Raw genomic sequence first — 11,939 nt, 5'->3', positions numbered from 1 at the left:
GACCATAAACTTGGCTTTACAGTCACAGAAAAGCTCGTCGCCGGGAACTTGGGTAGGTTGCAGCAAACCACAGTGACGGTTGTTTCCCCGTTCACCAACCATTGTTGAACTGCGGCAGAAACAAACCGTCGAACACATCTGATCCCCCATCGCCAAGCTTTCATCGCTGCACCGCGATATCGCGCTGCAGCACAATTTGCCCGTTGACTCTTGCCTGCAGCACTCGCCATCGTTCGATTGTTGGACAATTGGGCAAGCTAGGACAGTGACCTTTACCAAGCTCGACATCATGCCGGCCTATAAAATGGTCTCGCGCACCATCGAGCAGCATATCCTCGAAGGTCGCCTGCGCCCGGGCGACCGGCTGCCCAGCGAGCCCGATCTTGCAGCCCAGTTCGGCATCAATCGCGCCACGGTGCGCGAAGGCATCCGCCAGCTGGAGCAGGAAGGCTATCTGCAGCGCGCGGCCGGGCGACGCCTCTTCGTCTCGCTACCGGGCTATAACGACCTCGCACCACGCGCCTCGCGGGCACTGGCCCTGCAGAAGGTCAGTTTCCGCGAATTGTGGAATGTGGCGATCCTGCTGGAGCCTTCGGCTGCGCGCGGCGCCGCCATGATGGCCAGCGACAGCGACATTACGGCGCTGGAAGAGAATGTGGTGGCGACCGAAATCGCCGTCGACGCAAACCAGCCCTATATCAAGCTGGACATCGACTTCCATGCCCTGGTGGCGCGCATGTCCGGCAACCGCGTGCTGGAACTCTCGCGTGAAGCCGTGGGCCTGCTGTTTTTCCCGGCGATGGAAGCACTGGTGCCGCATCTGCCGCAGGCCGGGCGGCGCAATGTTATCGGCCACCGCAAGATTCTGGAAGCCATCCGCCGTCACGATGCCGACGAGGCCGAGTTGTGGATGCGCAAACAGATGATCGATTTCCGCCGCGGCTATGAACTCGCCGGGCTGGATATGGATGCCCCCGTCGCCTGGACGGAGCATGCCCGCAGCGGGGAGGCGCCCGCCCAGTAAATCCGCGCCACATTGCCTTTGTCAGAACAATAAAAATCCACTCAGGAGGAAACCAAGATGACCAAGGGTAAATACAGACACGCAATAGCTGCCGGCGCCGTGCTGGCAGCAGGCCTGATGGCGGCAACCGCCGCCCAGGCCCAGCAGACCTTCAAGGTCGGCATTGTCACCTTCCTCTCTGGCCAGGCGGCCGAGAGTTTCGGGGTACCCGCCTGGAATGGCGGCAAGGTTCTGATCGAGGAACTGAACAAGGGTGCGGCGCCGGCACCCTATAACAAGGTCGGTTTCGGCGGCATCAAGATCGAACCGGTGGTGATCGACGAGAACGGCGGCGCCACCAAACAGGTGCAGGAACTGCGCAACCTGTACCAGCGCGACAATGTCGATTTCGTCATCGGCTATGTCGGCTCGGGCGACTGCCTTGCCGTCGCCCCGGCCGCCGAGGAACTCAAGCGCCTGCTGATCCTCTACGATTGCGGCACCCCGCGTATCTTCGAGGAAGCCAAGTACGAATACGTCTTCCGCACGGCCGCCACCGGCACCATGGATAACGTGGCGCTGGCCCGCTATCTCAAGAACAGCAATGTCAAGATCGACAAGTTCAGCCTGATCAACCAGGACTATGCCTGGGGCCATGATTCGCGGTCTGACTTCATCGGCGCGCTGTCCAGCATCTATCCCGATGCCAAGATGGAAGCCGACCTGCTGCCGGCTTTCGGTGCCGGCCAGTATGGTACCGAGGTCTCGGCCCTGATGCGCACCGGTTCCACCGTGGTGCATTCATCGCTGTGGGGTGGTGACCTGCAGGCCTTCATCCTGCAGAGCGCACCGCGCGGCCTGTTCAAGAAGGCCACCGTGGTCTTCTCGGCGGCTGACCACGCCATCCCGCCACTGGGCGACAAGATGCCGGAAGGCGCCATCATCGGTGCCCGCGGTGCCTACGGCCTGATGGCACCAAAATCGCCGCTGAACGACTGGTTCCAGAAGATCTACCAGGATGCCTACAAGGTCTATCCGGTGCAGGCGCCTTACCGCATGGTGCAGTCGATCCTGGGCGTGAAAAGCGCCATCGAGAAGGCGATGGAAAAGAACGGCGGCAAGAAACCGACCAACGAGGAAATCGCCGCCGCCCTGACCAACCATGCCTGGGACTCGCCCGGTGGCCGTATCCGCATGGCCAATGGCAATGGCCACCAGGCCATCCAGGATATCGCCATCGGCAAGACCAAGTGGAATGCCGCGACCAAGGCGATGGAACTGGTCGATATCCAGCGCTTCCCGGCCGAATGCGTCAATCCGCCGCCGAACATGAAGGGCCAGGAATGGCTCAAGGCGGGCATGCCCGGTGCCAAGTGCAACTGATCTAGGTTGATCGATGCAGGCCGGCGCAGGACACACCCTGCGCCGGCCGGTATCGCAGTGCGGAAGATGTCATGGACCTGCTGCTTACCATTCTGATCGACGGTGCGATCTACGCCTCATGGCTGTTCATCGTTGCTCTCGGTCTGACACTGATTTTCGGCGTGCTGAAAATTCTCAACATTGCCCATGGCAGTTTCTACGCCATCGGTGCCTATGCCGCCGCCAGCATCGTCGGCTTGTTCACGGCACAGCAATATGCTCCGGCTTTCTCGCTGGTCGCCCTGCTGCTGGCCGCCGTGGCCGTGGCCGTGGTCGTCGGACCGCTGCTGGAACGCCTGCTGCTGCGCCGCTTCTATGGCCGCGACGAGGTGCTGCTCGTGCTGGTCACCTATGCGCTGTTCCTGATCCTGGAAGATGTCTCCAAGCTGATCTGGGGCGTCAACCCGTATTACGTGACCGAACCCTATGGCCTGTTCGGCGATGTCAGCCTCGGCAGCCTGTTCTATGTCGGCTATGACCTCGCCATCGTCGCCGTCGCGCTCATCTGCGGCATCGGCGTCTGGTTCGGCCTGAACCGCACCGTGCTGGGCAAGATCGTACTCGCCGTGATCCACAATGACGAGATCGCCGCCAGCATGGGCATCAATATCAGCAGGGTGTATCTTGGCGCCTTCACCTTCGGCGTCTTCCTGGCAGCACTGGGGGGCGCCTTCACCGCACCGATGATCTCGGTGCAGCCGGGCATCAGCGTCGGCGTCATCATTGTCAGCTTTGCCGTCGTCATCATCGGCGGCCTGGGCAGCATCGGCGGCGCTGCCATCGGCGCACTCATCGTCGGCCTCGCCCGCTCCACTGCCGTGCATATCTGGCCGGCGGCCGAACTGTTCAGCATCTATCTGGTGATGGCCGCGGTGCTGATCTTCCGGCCCGAGGGCCTGTTCCAGCGCGTTGTCGCCCGCAGGATCTGACCCATGACCCGCACCCTGCAAACCACCCTCCTCTATGCCGCCGCGCTGGCCGTCCTGCTGCTGGTTGGCCTGATGCTGCCGCAATGGCTGCTGTTCCTGCTCACCATGGCCGCCAGCCACGGTGTGGTTGGCCTCGGCCTGATCGTCATGATGCGCGGCGGCGTCGTTTCCTTCGGCCAGGGCCTGGTCTTTGCCATCGGCGGCTATGTCGCCGGCCTGGCCGCCACGCGCTACGGCATCACCGATGCGGTGGTGCTGGTGCTGCTGGGCTGTTTTGCCTCGGCGCTGGCCGGCGCCATCGCAGGCCCGCTGCTGGCGCGCTATCGCAGCATCTTCTTCGCCATGCTGACGCTCGCGCTCTCCATGGTGCTTTACGGCATCCTGGTGAAATCCTCAGGCGTCGGCGGCTCCGATGGCTTCAATGTGCCGCGCCCCAGCATGCTGGGTCTGACCATCAACGAGACCAACGCCGATTACGCCTTCTTTGCGCTGAGCAGCGTGATCGCCACGCTGCTCACCCTGCTGGTGACGATCTACTGCCGCTCCAGCCGGGGCCTGCTGTCGATGGCGATCCGCGACAATGAATTGCGGGTGGAGTATCTCGGCACCTCGGTGCGCAGCGCCATGGCGGTCAACTTCGTGATCGCCGCAGCGCTCGGCGGTGCCGGCGGCGCCCTGACCGTGATCTCGCTCGGCCATATCGACCCGAACTTCTCCTACTGGACCACCTCGGGCGAATTCGTCTTCATGGCGATTCTGGCCGGCCATGCCAGCGCCCCGGCAGTGTTCCTTGCCTCATTGCTGCTCGAACTGGTGCGATCCTTCTCCAACAAGTATTTTCCCGATACCTGGCAGCTGGCACTCGGCCTGTTCCTGCTGCTGATCATCCTGTTCCTGCCCAAAGGGGTCGGCTCGCTCTGGGCCAAGCCCGAACGCCTGCCGCGCCGGGCCGCCGAGAAGGCGCAGGCGGCTGCCGCCAGACAGCGTGATGCGACGGAGGCCGCAGAATGAGCCCGCAGCCTTACGTCCTTGAAGCCGACCGGCTCGGCAAGACCTTCGGCGCCCTGGTGGCGGCCGATAACGTGTCGCTGCAGGTCTCGGCCGGCCAGCGTGTCTGCCTGATCGGCAGCAACGGCGCCGGCAAGACCACGTTTGTAAATATGGTGACCGGCTATATCAAGCCCAGCAGCGGCAGCATCAAGCTGGATGGCAAGGAGATCACCGGCCTGGGCCCGCGCCAGATCGCCCAGCGCGGCGTCTGCCGTTCGTTCCAGATCCCGCAGCTCTGCCTCGAAATGAGCGCCGCTGAGAATATCCTTGTCGCCCTCACCGTGGCACGGCGCGGCGCCCTGTCGTTCTGGCGTGGCGCCTATGATGCCGATCTCTGCGATGAGGTGATCACCATGCTGGAACGCTTTGGTCTCGCCGGCCATGCCGAGCGACCGGTCTCCGAACTGCCCGGCGGTGTGCGCAAGCTGCTGGATATCGCCATGGCACTGTGCCGCGATCCGCGCCTGATCCTGCTGGACGAGCCGACCAGCGGCGTCAGCGTCGATGAGAAATTCGGCATGATGGACACGGTGCTGCGCGCCATGGATGGCAGCAATCTGACCACCCTGTTCGTCGAGCATGACATGGATATCGTCTCGGCCTATGCCAACCGCGTGGTCGCCTTTTACAGCGGCCGCGTGATTGCCGATGGCAGCCCGGCCGAGGTTCTGGTCGATGCGGAAGTCAAACGCTATGTGACGGGGAATGCGAAATGAGCCAGCCGCTTCTCTCCATTGACGGCCTGCAGGTCTCGATCCAGGCCATCGGCGTGCTGCGCGGCTTTTCGCTTGATCTGGCTGCCGGCCAGATGATCGGCCTGATCGGCCGCAATGGTGCCGGCAAAACCACCCTGCTGCGCAGCATTATGGGCCATCTGCCGATCGACGGCGGCGATATCCGCTTTGCCGGCACCAGCCTGAAAAAGCAGGAGCGCCATACCCGTGCCGGTCTCGGCATCGGCTACATGCCGGAAGACCGCCGGCTGATCCCGGAACTGACGGTGGAGGAAAACATCCTGCTGCCGGTCTGGGTCTCGAAGACGCTTAAGAAGGCCGAGCGGCTGGATTTCGTCTATGGCGTGCTGCCCGAGCTGGCGCAGATGAAAGATCGCCGCGCCTTGCTGCTCAGCGGCGGGCAACAGAAGCTGGTGGCGCTGGCCCGTGCGCTCACCGTGGGCACAAAGCTGCTGCTGCTGGACGAGCCTTTCGAGGGCGTGGCACCGGCGCTCTCCGAGCGGCTGTCGGACGTGATCGCCGGTCTGCGCGGCACCGACCTTTCCGTGCTGATCGCCCAGTCGGAACTCAACCATACCCAGACGCTGTTTGACCGCGAATATGTCATCGAGCGCGGCGCCAATGCGATGGCGCACAAGGCAGCCTGATATGGCCTGGCGTCTGGACGATTCCATAGCGATCCGCAACGAGGCGCATTTCGGCGACCGCGTGGTGCGCTGCTTCGCTGACCGGCCGGCACACAGCTATGACATCTTTGCCCGCACACTGGCGCGTTATCCTGATAACGAGGCACTGGTTATCGGCGACACCCGCCTCACCTATCGCCAGCTGGCGACAGACTCCGATGCTGTGGCCGGTGGACTGGCCGCTGCGGGTGTGAAAGCCGGCGACCGCGTCGGCATGCTGCTGGGCAACCGCATCGAGTTCGCCTCCACTTTGCTGGCCTGCCTGCGGCTCGGCGCCATCTGCGTGCCGCTTGGCACCCGGCTGCAGACACCGGAGATCGCCTATATCCTCGATCACGCCGGCGCCTGCCTGCTGGTGCATGAGGCCGATCTGGCCGACCGCCTGCCTGGCGCCGCCGATCTGCCGCAGCTGCGGCACCGGTATTCGGCCGGTGGGAATGCGGCAGGGTCGCTTCCCTTCGAGATGCTGCGCCAGGCTGGCGCCCCGCCGGCCTTTGTGGCCCCGGCCGAGGAAGCCACCGGTGTCATCCTCTACACCTCGGGCACCACCGGGCGACCGAAAGGCGCCATGCTGGCCCATATCAACATCGTGCACTCGGCACTGCATTTTCAGTATTGCATGGGGCTGGGCCCGCATGATCGCTCGCTGCTGGCGGTGCCGGCCAGCCATGTCACCGGCCTGATCGCCATCATCGTGACCGCCTGGCAGGGCGGCGGTGCGGTGATCATGGTGCCGGAGTTCAAGGCCCGCGAATTCCTGCCGCTGGCAGCCAGAGAGAAACTCACCCACACCATCATGGTGCCGGCGATGTACAATCTCTGCCTGCTGCAGCCGGATTTCGACCAGCACGACCTCTCCAGCTGGCGTGTTGGCGGTTATGGCGGTGCGCCGATGCCGCAGGCCACCATCGCAGCCCTGGCGCAGAAGCTGCCGCAGCTCGGCCTGATGAACGCCTATGGCGCCACCGAGACCACCTCGCCCACCACCATGATGCCGCCAGCGATGAGCGCCACCCATTCCGACAGCGTCGGCCTGGAAGCACCCTGCGCCGAGGTGATCGTGGTCGATGCCGATGGGCACGAAGTGCCACGCGGCGAAGCCGGCGAGATCTGGATTCGCGGCCCCATGGTGGTGCCGGGCTACTGGGCCAATCCGGACGCGACACAGCAGAACTTCACCGCCGGCTTCTGGCATTCCGGCGATATCGGCTCGATCGACGCCTATGGCTTCGTGCGGGTATTCGACCGCGTCAAGGACATGATCAACCGCGGCGGCTACAAGATATTCTCGGTCGAGGTGGAAAATGTGCTGAGCCATCACCCCGGCGTGCTGGAAAGCGCCATCATCGCCCGGCCCTGCCCGGTGCTGGGCGAGCGCGTGCATGCCTTCGTCGCCCGCAAGGATGCGGCACTGACCGAAGCGGTGCTGAAGGATTTCTGCGCCAGCCGGTTGGCCGACTACAAGGTGCCGGAAACCTTCACCCTGCTGGACGAGCCACTGCCACGCAATGCCAATGGCAAGCTGCTGAAACGGGCCCTGCGCGAGCAGCTGCCCTAAGGATCGGCCCGGTTACAGGCCCAGATAGGCCTTGCGGATCTCGGGCCGCTGCAGCAGGTCATTGGCCGGGCCTTCCATGGCGATGCGGCCCTCTTCCAGCACATAGGCCCGCGAGGCCAGGGCCATCGCCATGCTGACATTCTGCTCCACCAGCAGCACCGAAAGTCCATCAGCATTGATGCGACGGATGGCCTCGAACATATCCATCACGATGGACGGCGCCAGACCCAGCGATGGTTCGTCGAGCAGCAGCAACCGGGGCCGCGCCATCAGCGCCCGGCCGATGGCCACCATCTGCTGCTGGCCGCCCGATAGAGAACCGGCCAGCATCGGCAGCTTCTGGCGCACGGCGGGAAACAGCGCGCAGACCTGTTCCAGCGTTTCGCGCCGACGTGCCTTGGCTGCCGGCAGGTAACTGCCAAGTTCCAGATTCTCCAGCACCGTCATCCCGGCGAACAGCCGACGGCTTTCCGGCACGATGGCAATGCCGGCCTGGCAGAATTTATGCGGCGCGATGCGGGTGATATCGGCGCCGTGGAAAACAATGCTGCCCTGGGACACACGATTCAGGCCGGCCAATGTGTTGATCAGTGTGGTCTTGCCGGCGCCGTTGGGCCCGACAACGCAGACCAGCTCTCCGGTGTCGACATGGATGCTGACATCCCACAGGGCCGGAGCTGCGCCATAAGCGACCTTCAGATTGTTCGCCTCAAGCATGGGCTTTCCCCAGATACGCTGCCTTCACGCTCTCTTCGTTCATCACATCTGTGGCATTGCCCTGGGCGATCATGGCCCCGTAATTCAGCACCACGATACGGTCGGTCAGTGCCATCACGGCGCGCATGACATGCTCGACAAAAATGATCGTGGTCCCACGGTCACGAATGCGCTGGATCATCTCGATGGCTTCGTTGATTTCGCTCGGCGTCAGGCCCGACAGCACTTCGTCGAGCATCAGCAGCCTTGGCCGGGCGGCCAGCGCGCGCGCCAGCTCCAGGAACTTGCGCTGATGGAGGTTCAGGTCGTCCGGCAGCGCATGGGCACGATGGGACAGGCCGGCGAAGGCGATGAACTCTTCCGCCGCCTGCGTCGCCTCGGCCCGGCTCATGCCGGTGCCGCCGAACATGGCGACCATGGCGACATTTTCCAGCACGGTCATCTGGCTGAAGGGGCGTGGAATCTGGTAGGTGCGGGCGATGCCGGCCTGGGCGAAGCGATGGGCATCCAGACCGGCCAGATTCTGCCCCTCGAAAATGATCTCGCCGGCTGTCGGCTTGAAATGACCGCTGACCAGGTTGATGAAGGTGGACTTGCCCGAACCATTCGGCCCGATCAGGCCGAGGATTTCGCCCTTGCGAACCTCCAGCGTCACATTGTCGACCGCCCGCAGACCGGCGAAGGCCTTGGTCAGGCCCCGCACCTGCAGCAGCACTTCCGTGGAAGGCGCCGGCTTGTTGGCCAGCCTGACGACAGCCGCCGTCGATGCCGTTTCATGCGCAGGGGGTGCCGTAACTGCGGCCGCAGTGCTGCGACCGCGCCGCCACTGGGCGATCATGCCCAGCACGCCGGATGGCATGAACAGGATGACGATGACCAGAATCAGGCCGACCATCGCGCGGCCAAACACGGCATAGTCGCCGGACGTGAAGAAATACAGCAGGCAGGTGATGAAGACGGCGCCAACCGCCGGCCCGATCCAGTGCCGGCTGCCGCCCAGAATGCTCATCAGCACGACCGAGAGCGGCACGGCAATGGAAAAGGTCTCTGACACCGTCACATAGGAGATGAACACGGCATGGATGCCGCCAGCCAGACCGGCCAGGCCACAGGACACCGCCAGCGCATAGAGCTTGTAGCGATAGGTCGGTACGCCCATGACCTCGGCAACATCCTCATCGTCATGGATCGCGAAAAGCCCGGTGCCGAATTTGGATGCGTAGATGATGTAGGAGATCGCCAGGGTCGCCACGGCGGCAATCAGCCCCATCATATAGATCGAGGCTGACTGAGATGGGCCGAGCTTCGGGATATCGACGCCGATGAGATAGATGCCAGGGCCACCATCGATCCTGGTATTCAGAATGATGGTGGCCAGCACGAAAGTGATGGCCAGCGTCAGCAGCGCGAACAATTCGCCGCGCACCCGCGCGACCCGGAAAACCACGGCCCCCAGACCGACGCCAAGCGCTGCGGCCACCAGAATGGCAGCGGGCAGCGTGGCCAGGAAAGGCCAGCCGATGGTGCCGGCCAGATAGGCTGCGCCGTAGATACCGGCGCCGAAGAAGGCACCATGGCCGAAGGAGAAGTAGCCGGTGTAGCCCGACAGGATGTTCCACGACACGGCCAGCACGATCCAGTGGAACAGCAGGTAGAGGAAGGATTCCCAGAAGGCAGGAACGCCGAGCCACGGCAGGACCGCGAAGGCCAGACCGATGGCGAAGATTCCGGACAGAATGACCTTGTTCATAATCAGGCCCTACCCGGCCGGAACAGCAGCATGAGGATCAGCAGCGAGAAGGAGACGATGGGCGCCCAGGAAGGTGCGAAAAGCACCATGGCGATGGCTTCACTCACTCCGATGATGATGCCGGCCACCAGAGGGCCGATGGCGCTGCCCAGGCCACCCAGCATGACCACGGCAAACACCACGCCCACCCAGGAGAAAATCTGCGTCGGCGTCAGCGTGAAGGTCAGCGCAAAGCACACGCCGGCAATGGCGGCGAAGGCGACGCAGACACCGGAGAGCAGCAGCGACAGCAGGCGCTGGTTGATGCCGAAGGCAGCTGCAATCGGGCCATCCTCGGCCATGGCCCGCATTGCCTTGCCGATATCGGTGAAGCGCATCGCCGCCCAGACCGCAAAGGCCAGCAGGATGGCCAGCAACAGCGTGAGCAACTCGGGCACCGGAACGAAGAGTCCACCAATCTTGAACTTCTCTTCACCATAGGTGGACTGCAATTTGCGGAAATCAGCGGTCCAGACATACTGGATCAGGCTTTCGATCATCACGGTGAAGCCGAAGGTGACCAGCAGAGAATTGAACGGGGATATCTTGAAGCGCGACAGCAGCCACTGCTGGGCCACGCCAATGGCAAAGAACAGCGGCGCCAGGATCAACAGGGTGAGCAGCGGGTCGATGCCCCAGACCGTCACCATATGATAGCTGAGATAGCCGGACAGGAAGACGAAGCCGAAATGCGCCAGGTTGATCTGGCGCAGCAGGCCCCAGGACAGTCCCAAGCCCAAACCGATCAGGCCGTACATTCCGCCGATGAAAATGCCAGACAGGATGGACTGCAGCAGAAGGTTCAGACTTGGGAAAGCCATACGGGATCACTCGATTCAGGTTACTGCGTCTTGATCGTCGCGCCGGGGGCAGCCCATTCCTTGGGCCAGACCGTCACCCAGGTGCCATTCTGCACCTGCTTGATACGCATCAGGTCGTCACCGAAGTTGTTGCCCTTGTCGAAGCGCAGGGTGCCCTGGATGGTCGGCACCTGGTTGGCCTTCAGCCAGTCGGCCAGCTTGCGGTCATCCAGGCTCTTGGTGGCAACCACCGCAGCCTCAAGCAGCTGCCAGGCCGTGAAGGACGCCGCCGCCTGCACCTCGACCTTGGTGTAGGGGAAGCCGGCTGCCTTGGCCCGCTCGTTGTAGGTGGCGACAAACTTGGCCGCCACCGGGTTGTTGGTATAGGGCGCATGCTCCTCGAAGATGGTGACCGAGAGCGCATTCTTGGTTTCCGGTGCCGTGGCCATCGGGCCCGGTGCGGGATAGAGGTGGAAATGCAGCGGCGGCTCGTAGTCGATCTTCTTCATCGCTTCGAGCAGCATGTTGCCTTCCAGGCCGATATCGCCGACGAAGACGAGATCAGGCTTGGCATCCTTCACACGCGCCGCAATCGGGCCGAAATCGCGGTTGCCGAATTCCCATTCCAGGAACAGGATTTCCTGCAGACCCCGTTTTTTCGCCACTTCGCGGGCTCCCAGGCTGAGGAAATGCAGCGACGGGAATTTCGAAGTCACGATGGCCACCGTCTTCGGCGGCTTCGGCAGGGCGGCCAGTGCGTCGAACAGCGTGTTCGGCACTGTCGTGCCCGGGTCCGGACCCAGCGACCAGGCGGGGAAATGCATGTCGTATTTCGCCAGCGACGGCACGCCCATGGTGTGATGGATCAGCATCTTGTTATAGCGCTGCGCCACGCCGATGGCCGACAGGATCGCGCCGGTGGCGTAGGGCCCCATCAGCAGATCGACCTTGTCCGAGGTCACCAGCTGCTCATAGAGCGTGCGGGCAACCTCGGGCTTGGACTGGTCATCCTTGACGGTCCATTCCACCTTGCGGCCCAGCAGGCCGCCACGGCTGTTGAGATCCTCGACATAGATCTCGCCAACCAGCTTGTGGACCAGCGCGGTGGCTGAAAGCGGACCGGTCAGCGCCAGCGTACTGCCGATGCGGACCGGGCCCGATTGCGCCTGTACAGGTGAGGCGGCGAGGCCAAGACAGCCAGCCGCGATCGCCGCCACTGCGGCGATCCGTTTCAGACTTTTCATTATTTCC

Annotated in this window: 11 protein-coding genes; 7 read left to right on the top strand and 4 right to left on the bottom strand. The window is 63.3% G+C overall.

Annotated features, from left to right (window positions below; genetic code table 11):
* The first annotated feature begins 265 nt into the window (after positions 1-265).
* The 7 genes from AAG821_RS18605 (at position 266) to AAG821_RS18575 (ending at position 7,382) form a co-directional block, all read left to right on the top strand.
* Positions 266-1,024: an FCD domain-containing protein gene (locus AAG821_RS18605; RefSeq protein ID WP_341913752.1), complete on the top strand. Its 759-nt coding sequence runs from the start codon at positions 266-268 to the stop codon at positions 1,022-1,024.
* A 57-nt stretch (positions 1,025-1,081) separates the two neighbouring features.
* Entirely contained in the window at positions 1,082-2,386 is a 1,305-nt protein-coding gene (locus AAG821_RS18600) for an ABC transporter substrate-binding protein (protein WP_341913754.1), read from the top strand.
* 71 nt (positions 2,387-2,457) lie between these two features.
* Entirely contained in the window at positions 2,458-3,354 is an 897-nt protein-coding gene (locus tag AAG821_RS18595; protein WP_341913755.1) for a branched-chain amino acid ABC transporter permease, read from the top strand.
* A 3-nt stretch (positions 3,355-3,357) separates the two neighbouring features.
* Positions 3,358-4,365 carry a branched-chain amino acid ABC transporter permease gene (locus AAG821_RS18590; protein ID WP_341913757.1) on the top strand — a complete coding sequence of 336 codons (1,008 nt, stop codon included), beginning with the start codon at positions 3,358-3,360 and terminating at the stop codon, positions 4,363-4,365.
* Entirely contained in the window at positions 4,362-5,120 is a 759-nt protein-coding gene (locus tag AAG821_RS18585) for an ABC transporter ATP-binding protein (protein ID WP_341913759.1), read from the top strand. Before AAG821_RS18590 ends, AAG821_RS18585 begins: the two co-directional genes overlap by 4 nt.
* Complete coding sequence (locus tag AAG821_RS18580) at positions 5,117-5,785, top strand: ATP-binding cassette domain-containing protein (RefSeq protein ID WP_341913761.1); 669 nt, start codon at positions 5,117-5,119, stop codon at positions 5,783-5,785. The genes AAG821_RS18585 and AAG821_RS18580 overlap by 4 nt, the downstream gene beginning before the upstream one ends.
* 1 nt (position 5,786) lies before the next feature.
* Positions 5,787-7,382, top strand: a complete 1,596-nt coding sequence (locus AAG821_RS18575; protein ID WP_341913763.1) for a class I adenylate-forming enzyme family protein — start codon at positions 5,787-5,789, stop codon at positions 7,380-7,382.
* A 12-nt stretch (positions 7,383-7,394) separates the two neighbouring features.
* Here AAG821_RS18575 and AAG821_RS18570 read toward each other — a convergent pair whose 3' ends face one another.
* The 4 genes from AAG821_RS18570 to AAG821_RS18555 all read right to left on the bottom strand — a co-directional run.
* Positions 7,395-8,099, bottom strand: coding sequence for an ABC transporter ATP-binding protein (locus AAG821_RS18570; RefSeq protein ID WP_341913764.1), 705 nt, complete (start codon positions 8,097-8,099; stop codon positions 7,395-7,397).
* Positions 8,092-9,849 carry a branched-chain amino acid ABC transporter ATP-binding protein/permease gene (locus tag AAG821_RS18565; protein ID WP_341913766.1) on the bottom strand — a complete coding sequence of 586 codons (1,758 nt, stop codon included), beginning with the start codon at positions 9,847-9,849 and terminating at the stop codon, positions 8,092-8,094. Before AAG821_RS18565 ends, AAG821_RS18570 begins: the two co-directional genes overlap by 8 nt.
* 2 nt (positions 9,850-9,851) lie before the next feature.
* Positions 9,852-10,709, bottom strand: coding sequence for a branched-chain amino acid ABC transporter permease (locus tag AAG821_RS18560; RefSeq protein ID WP_341913768.1), 858 nt, complete (start codon positions 10,707-10,709; stop codon positions 9,852-9,854).
* 20 nt (positions 10,710-10,729) lie between these two features.
* A partial coding sequence (locus tag AAG821_RS18555) for an amino acid ABC transporter substrate-binding protein (RefSeq protein WP_341916379.1) occupies positions 10,730-11,939 on the bottom strand: 1,210 nt, incomplete at its 5' end.

The organism is Ferrovibrio terrae (genome assembly GCF_943372915.1).
GTDB lineage: Bacteria > Pseudomonadota > Alphaproteobacteria > Ferrovibrionales > Ferrovibrionaceae > Ferrovibrio > Ferrovibrio terrae_A.
This window is presented reverse-complemented; position numbering and strand designations above follow the sequence as displayed.